Here is a 14525-nt window from a genome sequence, read left to right on the forward strand (position 1 = left end):
CGAGAATGAAAAAGATTAATGAACAAACAAAAAGTTTTTTACTATACGGTATAGAAGATGTGATTAAGCCGAAAGAAATCTACAAATTAGATGGAGCAATCTTGTTTCTAGTATTTTTATTTTTCTTTTTATCTGAATCAGCTCCATCACCGTTTTTTTCAAAAGTATTTTTAGTTATTGTTTATCTTGGATTCGTGATTCTTAGTTTTTCAAGAACAGAAGTGACAGGGAAAAAGGTTTTTTGGATCATTGGAATACAAAGTCTGACGTTTTCTATTTTGTTCTGTTGGGCAGCAACTATCCTCATGCTGACAACTATGAAAGAAGAATATTATAAGAGGTATCTAACCATACTCGTTATCATTTACATACTGGTAATCGCTGCATACATTTTTCTTATAATAACTTTGATTAAAAAAGATATCTACAATCCATCTTCTTCCAAAAAGCTGGCTGGAGGATGGTGTATTACTAGTTTTGTATTGCTTGGAATGGGTGTCGCAAAAGTACTTAGTAGCAGCGTTGAATATACAGCCATGATTAGAATTGCAAGCCTTTGTTCCTATTTTTGTTCTTTGGGTTCTATCTTAGGAGTTTTTCACCTGGTAAAGTATTTTGCTGTCAAAAAATGGGAGGTTGAAAAATGAATATTTTTATGAAAAGAATATAGATGAAAATAATTATAGCATCCAGGAAGAAGGATGGCTGGGAATTTTATTTTTGGTTGGAACTATATTTTTCTCAGGATTACTTTTGTATGGTTTTATAGACGGACAGGCGGATTTTTCAGTTATAGTGGCGTATGGAATATTGATTGCTTTTTCTGGAATCTGTACCCTGCATTTGTTCCTGTGGAGAGTCAAGGTAAATCATGATGTAATTGAATACCGGTCGTTTTTTGGAAAAAAAATATTATAAATTTTCAGATATAACAAGAAGTGTACATAAAGAAAATGGTACATTGGAAATATATGCAGGGGACAAAATAATATTCAAATTTGATGAAAACATAAGCGCATCATTGTTTGCAAATAGTCTGTCTAAGCATAAAATTTCACAAGAAACATGGTTGAGTTGTAGAGATAAAAAGTGCATCATAAGACCAAAAGAAAGCCACTATGTTCTGCCAGGCATTTTCTTTTTATATTTGGTTTACAATAGTGTGATACTTGTATTCAATGCAAAAGAAACAGCTTTTGTTTTCCTTTTATTCTCTCTTGTACCGGGAGGTATATTTTTCTATTTTTTAATGGACAAAACAATTGTCAAGGATGGATGGCTATATAGAAATGGATTTTTAAGGAAGAACTGTAAAATAAGATTAACGGATATTACCCAGATGAAAAGAAAAAAGAATTTATTTGGAGAAGCTCTTATTTTATATAAAAATCAGAAAAAAATCGCTAAAATTTCTGCCCGAAATAGAAATGTGGACTGGCTGCAAGTAAAGATTGCAGAAATAAAAAAGGATAAGAAGAAATTAGAACGTAAAAAATGAAAAATGTGAATCATATAGGGAGATTGAGTTTATGGATAATGTCATTAGATTAAGTAAATTTGTAAAAAATTTAGGAATAGTAACAACAGTTCTTTTTTTAATAATCGTACTGGTAACATTTGTTACAGGAAATATGGGGGTTGCGATATGTTTTATGCCTTTTGTATTTTTAGGTATTGCTTTAATTTTGGCATACAAGAAACAAATAATTGTAGTAAATGAAGATGAAATTGTATTTAGCTATCTGGTTAAGAAAACTCAGCATATAAAATATAATGATATTCGTTGTATTTTAATGATTCCATTAAATGGTAGAACAGATGTCATATTAATTGATAAGATGTACAATAGACTTGTTACTCTGGAGCAAGTGTATGTAAATTATGATATTTTATATGATACACTTATAAAACATGAAATAGATCTTGTGGATTTTGGTGAGTTAGTTGAACAGAACAAAGATGTATCAAAGTATGTACCTGCTTTAAACTGGATAGAAAAGAATTTCTATAAATCTATATGTAATGAGAATACAACTATCAAAAATATGTCAAAAACAATAGAAAAAGAAAAGCGTAAAAAAACAAAGCAATTTTTAAAAGCTTTAGGTTGGATTCTAATAATTGCTGATGCGGTAGCATTTTTTATTGGTGGCAAAACAATGTTAGTTATATTTATAATGGTTTTGATGATTACATATGCAGTGTATATAAAATATTATCCATATATATTTATAGAAGTCACCACAAAAAAAGGACAAGAACTGGCGTATCAATTACCATTTATGGGTGCAGCAATAGCAATGCTTTTATCCCTGAATACGAGTAAACTCTTTAATTATGAATTTGGAAACTATATGAAGATTACGGCAATTATTACTGCTTTACTTGCACTGCCATTTATTATTAAATCTTTAAAAACAGATGTACCACAGAAATTTGGACGTAAACTTTCAGTTGTATTTGCTGCTTTTATAATCGCATTTACAATTAGCTTCCCAATAAATTTTTTATTTACATTTGATGGGGCAACTCATGAAATTGCAATTGTAACAGACAAAAAGATTAGCAGTGGTAAAACTAGAGATAGAGAGTTATATGTAAGTTGTAATGGTAAAAGAGAAATATATACTGTTTCAAACAGTGAATATGAAAATACATCAATAGGCGATAGTAAAAGAATTTGTAGAAGAAAAAGTGCATTAGGATTGGAATATAGTACGATACATGATTAATATTTATTTAAAGATAAGGAAGGAATATATAAGATGAAAATATTGTTAGCAGTAGTTGGAGGATTATTATTACTGATATTCCCTTTTATAGTTATGAAAAAAGCAAAAGTAACAAAAGAAGAAAATACTGATGAAGCAAGGAAAAAATTTAATGTGTTTCTCATTTGTATGATACCTGTTCCTCTAATAGGCTTCATATTTCTTTTAATAGGGCTTAGAAGTTTTTTATAAAATTAAATAAAGGAGAAAAATGTTAAAAAACAATGATATATCAATACCAGAAGCCTGCTATGCAGATTTATGTAAGGTGGGTTTTTTTGAAAGAAAACAGGTTAAATTAACAATTATATGGAATGAAAAAATAAGCAGAAATAAACAAATACTTACACTTAAGAAGTTATATCCTGAATTAAATAAAGTGTCTACAGTTGAAAGCTATAAAATTACAAAAAAACGAAGAAATGGCAATTTGCAGAGATGGGATGGGGATTTGCTGTTGACTTTTCGCATAAAGCAGAAAAAGCGGGGATAAAAATATTGTTAGAAGAATAACTAAAAATCTTGCTAATGTATAAGTTAAGTAAAAAATAGAATGAAAAATAATCATATAGCAGAGGAGATTGGGTAATATGAAGGAACAAAAGAAATCTTCTTGGGGAGCGGTTCTGGTGTCATTTTTAAAGGAATTTCTATTAAACTCATTCGAAGCCCCAGGTCATCTTTATTATGATGAAAATTTAACTAATGAAGGAAAAAGAAAGAAAAATTATATTTGGAGGGTGCTTCTACTGGTGACTGCGGTAGGAGTAGCTTTGCTTCCTGTTATAGCTTGGAACATGTTTGTTCCAGATGTGCTATGGGCAAAAATAGTTACCGTTGTAGTGTGTGAAGGCTATGTTGTTTTTATAGTAAGTATGGAGATTATCCAAATAAAGGATGAGCTAAAGGAAGATATGTTAAAAATAGGGGGATATAAAATTACTCCCAAAGGAAGTATTTCCCTATTTAAAGAAATTGATTTTAAGATTGCTCAAACAGAGTATTCTTATACAATATTGATTTCTAAGAAACCTTTAAAATGGCTTTATAAGAAGTTTTATGTTACAATCTATGGAAGACATGGAAAAGTAAAAAAGATTGAATTGGTTCGAGCAGACAAAAAGTATTCTACGAAATATGAGACAATGAATGGTACAGTCTTAGAAAAGTTGCAAGAAGAAAATAATAGGTTTTTAAGGAAATGCTTAGGTACTCCCAGTAAAAAGAGTATGACAGGCGTCGAATATTATTATGAGTGGGGACAAATACAATCCTTCTATGATGATCGTTCTTGTCAAACAGGAATTGTAATTATGTTTTAAAATAAGGAATATTGTATCTCTTGCTTCCGTATGCAGAAAGATTACATCGGTACAGAGAAATGTGGTAGTGATACACCAAAGAACACAGGCGAAACCTTATATCTCGGTTCCACAAGTAGCGAATCTTTCAAAAAAGAGAGATGGGTAAAACTTCGCTGTTTATATAATAGTAGGGGACGATGTTTTATCCCCTGCTATTATACGTTTTTTAGCATGTTTTCACCAATATTGCTTGGTACCTAACCGATTTTTCAAATAACATCTGATTCCAAGATATACTCCCTGAGAAAGTACGAAAAGCAATAGAAGATTTACGGAAAGTGCTTTTTTAATTGCTTCTCCAAAATAAATGATGACAGCAGTACTTGTCAGTATCATCAGTAGAGTAATAACATCCCAACAGTTTTTCTTATATAATTCTATAACCTTTATTTCTATCAGTATCGCCAGTATCCCTGTCCCTGCCACACATATTCCGACAACCAATATCAGAAATAACCAATATACCATTCCGGCTATAAAAGGATTTGGAATTTTTGTGCTAATCTGTGCCACAGATTGCCCGGCATCAATTGTCCAACCGATAAAAGTTTGTAGGAATGACGCTGCATCATGGAAGAATGATTTACAATCGGAAAGGAACACATCGGACTGTACTGCCTGAAAAAGAGTGGTTGTCAGCGAATACCATGCAAGAAGGAACAAGGTTGTTTGGAACATTACCGTTTTTGCTTTATACTGTCCGGCAAGTCGCTCTTTTTGTGTTCCGTATTTCGCTTTTTCATTCTGATAGGCTGTCCGGTCACAGGATTCACATTTTTCATAGAGTACCGGCTTTTCTACCGGTATCTCTACGATTTTCTGATGTGTCCGGGCATAATCCCGTTGTTGTGTTAAACAGCGTATTTTATTTTGATATTCCCCGATCATGACGTTTGCGCTTCGCAGCTTCTCTTTCTCGTTCCGCAATGCTCTGTCTGCCAGCTTCAAGTCGTTCTTTAATGCTTGAATATTCCCGGCTCTGTTCTCTTTGTTTAATTTCTCGTTCAAGATCAGAGATTCGTTGAGCTGCGTCTTCAGTTCCACGCTAAGCTGGTCTTTCTGTTCCAGTTCTTCTTGTATCTCCTCGGTCAGGAGCAGAAGCTCTTCCAACTGTTCGGCGTTCTTTAATTCTCTGGATTCGTTCATCTATATCACGTCCTTTCTCTATCTGCTGTTCCAGTTCAGCAATTCGGTGTTATCCTCTGCTGATTTGGTCGTTTCAATCAATACGCTACATTCTTCCATCGTAATTCAGCCCTTTCTTTTTAATTTTGAATATGAAAAAAGCAGTCGATCATAAATGAAAGGCTGCTTTAAATCATATCCTTTATTGCTTTGTGTGGAGATTTAACTGATTGTCTATGTCCCGTCCGGCATACATTACTCTAAGTATTGTTACAACTTTTTTATCGCTGTCTGGAATATAAAGTACCACATAATTGTCTACTGGTAATACACGAAGTCCACGACTTTTCCACGGTTCTTTTTCATATTTTCGATAACGCTCCGGCATCGTATCCAGACTTAATATCTGTTCTTCCAGACGGTCAAGCTGTCCGCTTGCATTTTCCGGCGATTGTAATTCAAAAGAAATATATTCAAAAATCCCTCTCAAATCACTGTCAGCCTGTTCGGATAATTCTACTTCATATATCATAAGCCATAATCCTTGCGAATGTCAGCAAATGCTTTCTTCGCATTTTTTGTCCGTCCAGCCTGCATATCCGCATATCCTTTCTCCAATTCTTCATTGAACACTGCTTCTGATAATGTGCTGATATCAACAGGTCTGTCAGATGGTATTTTTACTTCAAACGGAAGTCCTCTCTGTAAGATAATCTGTTTATAAAACATATTGATAGCACTGGAAGCAGGGATACCAAGTGTAGACAGGATACTTTCTGCTTTTTCTTTGACATCTGGTTCAATCCTTGCATATAAATTTGCTGATTTTGTAGCCATATAAAACATCTCCTTTCGTGAGTAGTATTTCCATCTATCTTTATTATATGCAAATGTCCGCACAATAGCAATACTAATTTTATGCTCCAATAATCTTATTGAATAACTGTAACAATACATCTTTTACGCCGGACGCATTGAATACAAGACCAACGGCTACTAAGGCAACTACCAAGAATCCGATAAGTTTGGAAAACTCACGCTTACAGGATAATCGAACTACTGCATACTAACCGCCACAGGGAACTCCTAATCCCTTGCTCATGAGGGGAAGAATAGTTTATCATATTGTAAAAAAATATAAAAAAATATAAAAAGTTTTTGTGTTTTTAAATGATTTGTTAAGGTTAGTTGTTTATATATAGAGAAGAATAATTAAGAGAAAAGTGATGGATATGATACAAGACTGGATGATAATAAACAAAATTAAGATGGGAGATCCTGATGCATGGGATATTTTAGTACATAAATATTATGATAGTGTGTATTTTTATTGTGTTCGCAGATGTTATGGAGACTGCGATATAGCTTCTGATTTAACACAGGATATTTTTTTAAAATTGGTAGAAAGTTTACCTAGATACCGATTCATAGGAAAATTTCAAAATTATCTATACACTATGGCTGTCAATACTTGCAATAATTATTTGAAAAAAAGACATATTGAGCAAATAGAACTCACAGATAATTTTACAACTGATTTAGACACTTCATTGATTGATGAAATATTACATGATGAGAGAAAAGAAACGGTTCAAAAAGCACTTGATTTACTTCCTGAAATACAACGAGAGGTTGTGATACTACGGTATTATCACGATTTAAAGGTAAAAGATATTGCGACAATTACTGGCGTGGGGGTATCTACTGTACAGTCACGTATTTATCAAGGCCTTAGAAAATTAGAAAAAGTTTTAGAAAGAGAGGAATTTTATGATGGATAAAAAAGATATTATATCGAAATTGGCTGGTTATAAATTAGAAGGTGATATAGAAGGACGTGAAAAAACCATCGAATTAGGATATGAAATAATGATTAGACTTGGAATGAGTCGACATTCTTACTTTGAGCTATTCCTGTCAACTTTTCGCTTCATACATGTTCATACTTGGATAATTCAATTATTCATCTTTCTATCAGGGATAACTATGGCATTAAATTTTAAAAATTTACAGCCGATAAGTGAAATAATGTTATGCATCACAGGTGTAATATTCATTTCGGCTTTATTTTTTTTAGATGAATTATTCAAAAGTTTTACTACAGGAATGTGGGAATTGGAACAGACATTCAAATATGATTTGCGACAACATATTATGATGAAATTATTGATTTTTGGCATTATTGATATGGTAATTGTTATTTTGCTTTCTCTTATGACTAAATCTATAGTATCTTTGCCTTTGTATCAGATATTAGTCTATGTACTTGTTCCATACAATATTGTTTGCATTATTTTATTTTCGCTTATAACTATATGGAGAAAGCAATTACATAATTATTTCCTATGGTGTATATCGGGAAGTATTTGTGTCGCAGTTATTTTAATTGCAAATATCTTTAAAATATATGAAATCCGAATGCTTTATTGGGGAATAGCATATTTCATTACAACGACAATATTAGGGATTATCTTATATTCTCAAACTAAAATAATCAAATGGGAGGTAGCTTCAGTATGGAATTAACTATTAATAATATAACAAAACAATATGGGAATGTAACTGTGCTTGATGATGTGTCGTATCGATTTACTCCTGGAATTTACGGAATATTAGGTGCTAATGGGGCGGGTAAAACAACTTTATTTCGTATTATTTGTGGACTGATGAGAGCAAATTGTGGAAATATACAATATGACCATAAAGATATTGCTCTGCAAGCAGAATATTATCGCTCGATTCTTGGATTCTTACCACAAGATTTTCGATACTATCCTGATTTTACAGGATTAAATTTTATGATGTATATCGCTTCATTGAAAGGCTTAAATGGGAAAATAGCAAAAAAGAGATGTTTAGATTTATTGATTCAGGTTGGCTTAGATGATGTGAAAAATAAAAAAATCAGAAAGTATTCTGGCGGAATGAAACAGAGACTAGGTATCGCTCAAGCAATGATCAATAATCCGGAAATTTTAATATTAGATGAACCTACGGTAGGGCTCGATCCCAAAGAGCGAGTTAAATTTAGAAAACTGATAAGTTCGTTTGCATCAGAAAAAATAGTATTATTGTCTACACATATTGTATCAGATATAGAATATATAGCAGATGAAATCATTATTCTAAAAAAAGGTAGAATTGAAAATACAGGCACAATAAGATATTTGTTGAAAGATATTAACAAGTGTGTATGGGAATGCCTGGTTCCAGAAAAAGAAGTAAATCGAATTGAGCAAGTATATACAGTAAGTAATCGTAAATATGGAGAAGACGGAGTTGTTCTTCGACTTATTTCAAGGGAAAAACCTTTTGCAAATGCGAAACAAGTTGATCCGGTTTTAGAAGATTTGTATTTGTTTTATTTTAGAGAGGGGGAATGAGAGTATGACATCGCTAATTAAGTTTGAACTTGGGAAAATATTGAGAAACCGAACTGTATTTGGTGGGATTGTTGTAGGATGCTTAGTCCTTCTGGGGATTTTTTTTGTTGGGTATCACTATTCACAGCTATCAATGAGTGAAGCGAGTAATAAGAAAAAGGGGTTTGAAAAGAGCCTCGATGTAATAATAGATGAAAAATATTCTGGAGAGTTTACAGATGAAAAAGTTAAAATGATTCTGTCTGATTCTATGAATAATTTCCAAGAGAATGAAAAGCAAAAAGTTGTTAATAAGCCTTTTTATCCATTTTATTGGGAAATGGGAGATACTTTTTTTTCAAAAGATGCCGAAAATGTTTATTCAGAAATGATTGAACAGGTTAATAAAGGCCAAAGATTAACAATAGAAGACGTGGATTTATATTCATTGGACGAGGTTGGATTTAAAAAATTTGATACTCCTTTGACATTAGGAAATTATGTTCCATGGACAGACTTATATCGAGTACTTGGATATATATATGCTCTTTTGTCCATAATTACAATATTGGTATCTTCCATAGTGTTTTCAGATGATAATTCTAAAAATATCAATCAGATTCTGTTAGTTACAAAATATGGAAGAAACAAAATGATATTTGCTAAATTGATTGCGACAAGTATTATTACAGTGAGTTTATTTATTATTTTTCAATTGGTCAACATAGGTGTTTTCTCTACAATGTATGATATGAGCGGATGGAATTCAGACATACAAACAAATTTGTCGTTGGGATTATTTGACTTCCCTTTGCAATATAACCATATTCAAATATACTTTTTAATTCTTGTCATGCAATTAGTTGGTATTGGATTTGTTGAGAGTGTAACATTGTTAATATCAGCTCTTATGCATTCATCTATGTCAGTATTAGCTGTTTCATTAGGGGTATATATATTACCATTATTGCTGGTGCAAATGATAAAAACAGGGGTAGGTAACAAAATTTTGTATTTGTTTCCAATAAATAATTTGAATGTACAAAATATATTAGGTATTCTATATTCAAAAGATGCTTTTTTCTTCCATTCCTTCTTCATTAATATAGGATTTATATTTATTTTTCAGCTCTTAATACGAGTAGGGATGCAACTATATTGCTTTATTTATATTAAACATTGGAAGTTTTAATGATTTTTTCAATGAAAATGCAATTGAAGAAAAAATATGATATCATGTGAGTAACAAATCGGAATTGACCGAATAAGTTAATCGTGCCATATGGCTTGATTATAAATACAAAGATAAAAACGCAATGTACATTAAAAATGTACTAGAGCTGGTAGGTAGCCCAGCCGTCCTATGCAAATAGGGTAAGTAACCTGCCCCTCCGGGTTGTCCATTCTTTGTTCAATTCATTTTAGGAGGGATTCTTATGGACAAAGCAAGTGGAAAACTGACGGTATATTTTGAAGAACCATTTTGGGTAGGCGTATTTGAACGTATTGAAGATGGTAAACTATCTGTGGCGAAGGTAACATTTGGTGCAGAACCAAAGGATTACGAAGTGCAGGAATATATTCAAAAATACTATTTTAGTTTGAAATTCAGTCCGGCTGTTGAAACTGTTGTTAAGGATATAAAAAGAAATCCAAAGCGTATGCAACGAGAAGCAAAAAAGCAGACGATGGAAACAGGCATCGGCACAAAATCGCAGCAGGCATTAAAATTACAACAGGAACAGAACAATCAGGAGCGTAAAGAGAGAAACCGCAAGAAAAAAGAGGCGGAAGAACAGCGAATGTTTGAGTTGAAACAGCAAAAGAAAAGAGAAAAGCATAAGGGGCATTAAAGTCCCTTGGGCTTTTGCACAATTCGGAATTTAGGAGTGATATAAATGATTAAAGATTTAATGTATATTGAACTAAAAACAGGATATTCTGATGATGGTCCAGCATGGATTGGATATGTGAGAACTTCAAAAACCAAGAAAACCATTTACTTTAATGACCATGCTTTTCAAAAATATAATGGTGGTTATTCTAACTATGTAGATATTGAAAACGGCGATGAATATTGGATTTCTGGCTTGAAAAAGAGAGAGAGCAATCGTCATTGGGCCGGTCATGGGAAAATTATGATTGACCGCAGAGCTGTTAATGAATATCTTACTCTGATTGGAGAGAAAGAATTACCCCTAAATTTATTTGAAATAATTGACATTGAAGACAGATTTCCAGTTGAAAGAGTAAATAAACTTTTGAACGACAAAGAATAAATTGAACTTTGTGGAGGGGAGCCCAATGAAAGAAAAAACTTATCATACTCGATGCGGAACGATTCACTATTGGGCAAGCGTGTCAAACCCGGATACAATTACGCTTGTTCTTCTACCGGGGTTGACGGCAGACCATAGATTGTTTGATAAGCAGATTCAGTATTTCGAGAACAGGTATAATGTTATCGTCTGGGATGCACCGGCACACGCTTCCTCATGGCCGTTTCGGTTTGATTTTGATTTGTTCGACAAGGCAAAATGGCTGGATGATATCTTAAACCAAGAAGGACTTACAAAGCCTGTTATTGTCGGGCAGTCTATGGGTGGATATGTGGGACAGGCTTATGCGCAGCTTTACCCAGACAAAATGACAGGCTTTGTCTCCATTGACTCTGCACCGCTGCAACGAAGCTATGTGACGGCAGTTGAGATCTGGCTTTTGAAACGGATGGAGCCGGTATATGCTCATTATCCGTGGAAATGGCTCCTGAAATCGGGGTCAGAAGGCGTTGCCAAGACTGACTATGGTAGAAGCCTCATGCGTGAAATGATGCTGACTTATGACGGAAACCAGAAACGCTATGCACAAATTGCTGGACATGGCTATCGTATTTTGGCAGCGGCCATGGAAAAGAATCTGCCGTATGAAATCAAGTGTCCCGCATTATTGATGTGTGGCACACAAGATCACGCTGGTTCGTGTATACGGTACAACAAAGCATGGCATCGCAATGCGAAAATTCCTTTGACGTGGATCGAAGGAGCAGGACACAATTCCAATACAGACAAACCCGAACAGGTGAATCGTTTGATAGAGGAATTTATTGCTGATATTTTATAACAGACAACTTCCTGTTTGGAGAATTGAAAAAAACGGAATTTACCTATTAAGACATATAAACTGTTGACAATAAAGCTCCTATATAGTATGTTTTTAATAAACTACTATATAGGAGCTTTTGTATGGAAATGAATGGCGGATTTCTTGTTACCAAAATAAAACAACTTGGAGATCGAATCTTTGAGAAGATTCTCAGCGAAAAGAATATTGATGCGTTTAACGGAGCCCAGGGGCGTATTCTTTATGTACTGTGGCAGGAAGATGGAATCTCAATCAGGTCACTCTCGATTAAATGTGGATTAGCGATAACTTCTCTTACTACGATGCTGGAAAGAATGGAAAATCAAGGGCTGCTAAGACGCGTTCAGTCTGAAACGGACAAAAGGAAAACACTTCTGTTTCTGACTGAAAAAGCACATGCCTTAAAGGACGAATACGATTCTGTATCTGATAAAATGGGCAGTATTTACTACAAAGGTTTTTCGGAGGAAGAAATTACCCAGTTTGAGGAATGCCTCGACCGTATCAGAAAGAATCTTGAGGAGTGGCAGAAATCATGAGTATTTGTATCAAAGATCAGATTCAAAACATGAATATCGTCATCGGATGTACAGTGGGGTGTGCATATTGCTATGCCCGCAATAATGTGAAACGCTGGCATATGATTGATGACTTTGCTGACCCTGAATTCTTTCCGGGTAAGCTCAAGATGATGGAAAAGAAACGTCCGCAGAACTTTCTTCTTACCGGCATGAGCGATCTTTCCGGCTGGAAGTCAGAATGGAGAGACGAGGTATTTGAAAAAATCCGTGAAAATCCACAGCATCAGTTCCTGTTCCTTACAAAGCGACCAGATCTGCTGGATTTTGATACAGATTTGGAAAACGCATGGTTTGGTGTTACGGTGACGAGAAAAGCAGAACTGTGGCGTATTGACGCACTACGGGAAAATGTCAGAGCAAAACACTATCATGTTACCTTCGAGCCGCTATTCGACAATCCAGGTTCAGTTGATCTTTCCGGGATCAACTGGATCGTTGTCGGCACCATGACTGGAGTTCAGAGCAGGAAGGTTCATACGGAGCCGGAGTGGGCATGGTCTTTGACAGATCAGGCGCATATGCTTGACATTCCGGTATTTATGAAGGAAGATCTTGTCCCTATCATAGGGAATGAAAATATGATTCAGGAAATGCCGGATGAATTCAATAAAGTGTTGGAGGTACAGAGATCATGGCAGAAGTAATAAATGGAATCCTCATTAATGAGACGGAAACAAAGAACATCATGACCAAGTCCAGTCTGCCTGTAGGCGGTTACTCGGTCAATCCATATGTAGGCTGTACACACGCCTGCAAGTATTGCTATGCTTCTTTTATGAAGCGCTTTACCGGACACAAGGAGGAATGGGGCACTTTCCTTGATGTGAAGCATTGGCCGGAAATTAAGAATCCGAAGAAATATGCCGGACAGCGGGTGGTCATCGGTTCTGTGACAGATGGCTACAATCCACAGGAGGAGCAATTCGGGAATACCAGAAAACTTCTGGAGCAGCTGATCGGCAGTGACGCAGATATTCTGATCTGCACAAAGTCGGATCTTGTGGTACGAGATATTGATCTGCTGAAGAAGCTTGGACGAGTAACCGTTTCATGGTCGATCAACACACTAGATGAAAATTTCAAGAACGATATGGACTCTGCTTCTAGCATTGAGCGCCGTATCGCTGCTATGAAGCAGGTATATGAAGCAGGTATCCGTACAGTCTGTTTCGTATCTCCGGTGTTTCCCGGTATCACGAATTTTGAAGCAATCTTTGAGCGGGTAAAGGATCAGTGCGATCTGTTCTGGCTCGAAAATCTCAATCTTCGAGGCGGTTTCAAAAAGACAATTATGGATTATATCGCCGGAAAATATCCTGATCTTGTACCACTTTACGACGAGATCTATAACAAGCATAACCGCAGCTACTTTGAAGCACTTGAAGTAAAAGCTGAGGAAATGGCTAAGAAGTATGATTGCCCATTTGTGGATAATGAAATGCCTTATGGCAGAGTCCCGCAGGGGCATCCGGTGATCGTAGATTATTTCTATCATGAGGAAATCCGAGGGACAGAGAATACAGGAAAAAGAAATCGTTAATCTAAACGAAAATTAAACTGATGATGGTGGAGAGATTTATTTATCGCCATTTGAAATCGAGAAGTTCTTGTTTGAAAAATAGAGAAATTGTAAAATTGAAGAAAAAAATGCACAGTTCTTAGCTTATCAGGAGCTGTGCATTTTTGTAAATAAATACTTTTAATTAGCCGATTACGGCGTCCTCTGCTGTAAAATGTTCCAGAGAATTTTCTTTTACCTGAATGCAGATATAAGTAATTCCGGAAATATCGGATGCAAAAAACTGACGCTTTGCAGCAGGTGCGATTTTTAGCCAGTCTCCAGTTGAAAGGCTGATTTCTTCTCCATCAATTATGGCTTTGCCGTTACCTGAAAGAATTCCATAGATTTCCTCATTTTCTTTATGAGAATGAACAAATGGGACATTTGCTCCTGCAGGTAGTTCGTTTAAACTGATTTCTGCACCTGTTAAAGACAACTTTTCATGCAGTTCAATTCGGTTTTCCTTTCCAATAGTTGTTTTTGTGTAATTTGTCATAATAATACCTCCATAGTTGATTTGTAGTTTCTGGTTGCTTGGTATTAGTATAGTGTGAGACACATACAAAAACAAGTACGCACCTTTTTGTAACTGTACACTCAAAATTGAATGTGTTACAATA

At 34.7% G+C, this 14525-nt stretch carries 19 protein-coding genes and 2 pseudogenes; 16 read left to right on the forward strand and 5 right to left on the reverse strand.

The window, feature by feature from the left end:
* The first annotated feature begins 5 nt into the window (after positions 1-5).
* From D8Q48_RS17480 to D8Q48_RS04550, 6 genes and pseudogenes are all read left to right on the forward strand, one after another.
* Positions 6-647: a hypothetical protein gene (locus D8Q48_RS17480; protein ID WP_029471593.1), complete on the forward strand. Its 642-nt coding sequence runs from the start codon at positions 6-8 to the stop codon at positions 645-647.
* A pseudogene (locus tag D8Q48_RS17485) lies at positions 637-1498 on the forward strand (DUF6560 family protein). Before D8Q48_RS17480 ends, D8Q48_RS17485 begins: the two are co-directional and overlap by 11 nt.
* A gap of 31 nt (positions 1499-1529) precedes the next feature.
* The gene (locus D8Q48_RS04535) at positions 1530-2732 is read left to right on the forward strand and encodes a hypothetical protein (RefSeq protein ID WP_005334774.1); all 1203 of its coding nucleotides are present in this window, start codon (positions 1530-1532) and stop codon (positions 2730-2732) included.
* A 33-nt stretch (positions 2733-2765) separates the two neighbouring features.
* Positions 2766-2963 carry a hypothetical protein gene (locus tag D8Q48_RS04540; protein ID WP_005334773.1) on the forward strand — a complete coding sequence of 66 codons (198 nt, stop codon included), beginning with the start codon at positions 2766-2768 and terminating at the stop codon, positions 2961-2963.
* A gap of 19 nt (positions 2964-2982) precedes the next feature.
* Positions 2983-3264 carry a hypothetical protein gene (locus D8Q48_RS04545; protein WP_055057068.1) on the forward strand — a complete coding sequence of 94 codons (282 nt, stop codon included), beginning with the start codon at positions 2983-2985 and terminating at the stop codon, positions 3262-3264.
* 97 nt (positions 3265-3361) lie between these two features.
* The gene (locus D8Q48_RS04550; RefSeq protein WP_005334769.1) at positions 3362-4093 is read left to right on the forward strand and encodes a hypothetical protein; all 732 of its coding nucleotides are present in this window, start codon (positions 3362-3364) and stop codon (positions 4091-4093) included.
* A gap of 219 nt (positions 4094-4312) precedes the next feature.
* Here the strand turns inward: D8Q48_RS04550 and D8Q48_RS04560 are convergent, their stop codons facing one another.
* The 4 genes and pseudogenes from D8Q48_RS04560 to D8Q48_RS04575 all read right to left on the reverse strand — a co-directional run bounded on the left by D8Q48_RS04560 (position 4313) and on the right by D8Q48_RS04575 (position 6097).
* On the reverse strand, positions 4313-5023 hold the full coding sequence (locus tag D8Q48_RS04560) for a DUF6040 family protein (RefSeq protein WP_008369915.1): 711 nt from the start codon (positions 5021-5023) through the stop codon (positions 4313-4315).
* A pseudogene (locus D8Q48_RS04565) lies at positions 5001-5330 on the reverse strand (conjugal transfer protein); the annotation flags it as partial. The pseudogene D8Q48_RS04565 and the gene D8Q48_RS04560, both read right to left, overlap by 23 nt.
* A gap of 132 nt (positions 5331-5462) precedes the next feature.
* Entirely contained in the window at positions 5463-5792 is a 330-nt protein-coding gene (locus D8Q48_RS04570) for a type II toxin-antitoxin system RelE/ParE family toxin (protein ID WP_005334765.1), read from the reverse strand.
* A complete protein-coding gene (locus D8Q48_RS04575) occupies positions 5789-6097 on the reverse strand; it encodes a type II toxin-antitoxin system RelB/DinJ family antitoxin (RefSeq protein ID WP_121055604.1) in 309 nt (102 codons plus the stop codon). The genes D8Q48_RS04570 and D8Q48_RS04575 overlap by 4 nt, the downstream gene beginning before the upstream one ends.
* 389 nt (positions 6098-6486) lie before the next feature.
* On the opposite strand from D8Q48_RS04575, the gene D8Q48_RS04580 reads away from it, so the two are divergent.
* From D8Q48_RS04580 to D8Q48_RS04625, 10 genes are all read left to right on the forward strand, one after another.
* Entirely contained in the window at positions 6487-7041 is a 555-nt protein-coding gene (locus tag D8Q48_RS04580) for an RNA polymerase sigma factor (RefSeq protein ID WP_005334762.1), read from the forward strand.
* Positions 7031-7786, forward strand: a complete 756-nt coding sequence (locus D8Q48_RS04585) for a hypothetical protein (RefSeq protein WP_092073367.1) — start codon at positions 7031-7033, stop codon at positions 7784-7786. Before D8Q48_RS04580 ends, D8Q48_RS04585 begins: the two co-directional genes overlap by 11 nt.
* Positions 7777-8643, forward strand: a complete 867-nt coding sequence (locus tag D8Q48_RS04590) for an ABC transporter ATP-binding protein (RefSeq protein ID WP_005334760.1) — start codon at positions 7777-7779, stop codon at positions 8641-8643. Before D8Q48_RS04585 ends, D8Q48_RS04590 begins: the two co-directional genes overlap by 10 nt.
* A gap of 4 nt (positions 8644-8647) precedes the next feature.
* A complete protein-coding gene (locus D8Q48_RS04595; RefSeq protein WP_117990311.1) occupies positions 8648-9814 on the forward strand; it encodes an ABC transporter permease subunit in 1167 nt (388 codons plus the stop codon).
* A 244-nt stretch (positions 9815-10058) separates the two neighbouring features.
* A complete protein-coding gene (locus tag D8Q48_RS04600; RefSeq protein WP_117990310.1) occupies positions 10059-10475 on the forward strand; it encodes a YjdF family protein in 417 nt (138 codons plus the stop codon).
* 45 nt (positions 10476-10520) lie between these two features.
* The gene (locus tag D8Q48_RS04605) at positions 10521-10901 is read left to right on the forward strand and encodes a mannose-1-phosphate guanylyltransferase (protein WP_117990309.1); all 381 of its coding nucleotides are present in this window, start codon (positions 10521-10523) and stop codon (positions 10899-10901) included.
* Between the two features lie 25 nt (positions 10902-10926).
* Positions 10927-11742: an alpha/beta hydrolase gene (locus D8Q48_RS04610; RefSeq protein ID WP_121055606.1), complete on the forward strand. Its 816-nt coding sequence runs from the start codon at positions 10927-10929 to the stop codon at positions 11740-11742.
* Between the two features lie 122 nt (positions 11743-11864).
* Positions 11865-12302, forward strand: coding sequence for a radical SAM mobile pair system MarR family transcriptional regulator (locus D8Q48_RS04615; RefSeq protein ID WP_117990307.1), 438 nt, complete (start codon positions 11865-11867; stop codon positions 12300-12302).
* A complete protein-coding gene (locus tag D8Q48_RS04620; protein WP_117495803.1) occupies positions 12299-12988 on the forward strand; it encodes a radical SAM mobile pair protein A in 690 nt (229 codons plus the stop codon). Before D8Q48_RS04615 ends, D8Q48_RS04620 begins: the two co-directional genes overlap by 4 nt.
* Entirely contained in the window at positions 12976-13884 is a 909-nt protein-coding gene (locus D8Q48_RS04625) for a radical SAM mobile pair protein B (RefSeq protein WP_117990306.1), read from the forward strand. The genes D8Q48_RS04620 and D8Q48_RS04625 overlap by 13 nt, the downstream gene beginning before the upstream one ends.
* Before the next feature lie 163 nt (positions 13885-14047).
* On the opposite strand, the gene D8Q48_RS04630 is transcribed toward D8Q48_RS04625, so the two are convergent.
* Positions 14048-14401 carry a cupin domain-containing protein gene (locus D8Q48_RS04630; protein WP_117495883.1) on the reverse strand — a complete coding sequence of 118 codons (354 nt, stop codon included), beginning with the start codon at positions 14399-14401 and terminating at the stop codon, positions 14048-14050.
* Positions 14402-14525: the final 124 nt, after the last annotated feature.

Source organism: Ruminococcus sp. B05 (genome assembly GCF_003628495.1).
GTDB lineage: Bacteria > Bacillota > Clostridia > Lachnospirales > Lachnospiraceae > Schaedlerella > Schaedlerella hominis.

What these genes read in the sequence shown, in the direction of transcription:
- D8Q48_RS04580 (WP_005334762.1), top strand. Translation starts at nt 6,487, where the DNA reads ATGGATATGATACAAGACTGGATGATAATAAACAAAATTAAGATGGGA.
- D8Q48_RS04610 (WP_121055606.1), top strand. Translation starts at nt 10,927, where the DNA reads ATGAAAGAAAAAACTTATCATACTCGATGCGGAACGATTCACTATTGG.
- D8Q48_RS04605 (WP_117990309.1), top strand. Translation starts at nt 10,521, where the DNA reads ATGATTAAAGATTTAATGTATATTGAACTAAAAACAGGATATTCTGAT.
- D8Q48_RS17480 (WP_029471593.1), top strand. Translation starts at nt 6, where the DNA reads ATGAAAAAGATTAATGAACAAACAAAAAGTTTTTTACTATACGGTATA.
- D8Q48_RS04575 (WP_121055604.1), bottom strand. Translation starts at nt 6,097, where the DNA reads ATGGCTACAAAATCAGCAAATTTATATGCAAGGATTGAACCAGATGTC.
- D8Q48_RS04540 (WP_005334773.1), top strand. Translation starts at nt 2,766, where the DNA reads ATGAAAATATTGTTAGCAGTAGTTGGAGGATTATTATTACTGATATTC.
- D8Q48_RS04625 (WP_117990306.1), top strand. Translation starts at nt 12,976, where the DNA reads ATGGCAGAAGTAATAAATGGAATCCTCATTAATGAGACGGAAACAAAG.
- D8Q48_RS04550 (WP_005334769.1), top strand. Translation starts at nt 3,362, where the DNA reads ATGAAGGAACAAAAGAAATCTTCTTGGGGAGCGGTTCTGGTGTCATTT.
- D8Q48_RS04595 (WP_117990311.1), top strand. Translation starts at nt 8,648, where the DNA reads ATGACATCGCTAATTAAGTTTGAACTTGGGAAAATATTGAGAAACCGA.
- D8Q48_RS04570 (WP_005334765.1), bottom strand. Translation starts at nt 5,792, where the DNA reads ATGATATATGAAGTAGAATTATCCGAACAGGCTGACAGTGATTTGAGA.
- D8Q48_RS04535 (WP_005334774.1), top strand. Translation starts at nt 1,530, where the DNA reads ATGGATAATGTCATTAGATTAAGTAAATTTGTAAAAAATTTAGGAATA.
- D8Q48_RS04560 (WP_008369915.1), bottom strand. Translation starts at nt 5,023, where the DNA reads ATGATCGGGGAATATCAAAATAAAATACGCTGTTTAACACAACAACGG.
- D8Q48_RS04585 (WP_092073367.1), top strand. Translation starts at nt 7,031, where the DNA reads ATGATGGATAAAAAAGATATTATATCGAAATTGGCTGGTTATAAATTA.
- D8Q48_RS04630 (WP_117495883.1), bottom strand. Translation starts at nt 14,401, where the DNA reads ATGACAAATTACACAAAAACAACTATTGGAAAGGAAAACCGAATTGAA.
- D8Q48_RS04590 (WP_005334760.1), top strand. Translation starts at nt 7,777, where the DNA reads ATGGAATTAACTATTAATAATATAACAAAACAATATGGGAATGTAACT.
- D8Q48_RS04620 (WP_117495803.1), top strand. Translation starts at nt 12,299, where the DNA reads ATGAGTATTTGTATCAAAGATCAGATTCAAAACATGAATATCGTCATC.
- D8Q48_RS04600 (WP_117990310.1), top strand. Translation starts at nt 10,059, where the DNA reads ATGGACAAAGCAAGTGGAAAACTGACGGTATATTTTGAAGAACCATTT.
- D8Q48_RS04545 (WP_055057068.1), top strand. Translation starts at nt 2,983, where the DNA reads ATGTTAAAAAACAATGATATATCAATACCAGAAGCCTGCTATGCAGAT.
- D8Q48_RS04615 (WP_117990307.1), top strand. Translation starts at nt 11,865, where the DNA reads ATGGAAATGAATGGCGGATTTCTTGTTACCAAAATAAAACAACTTGGA.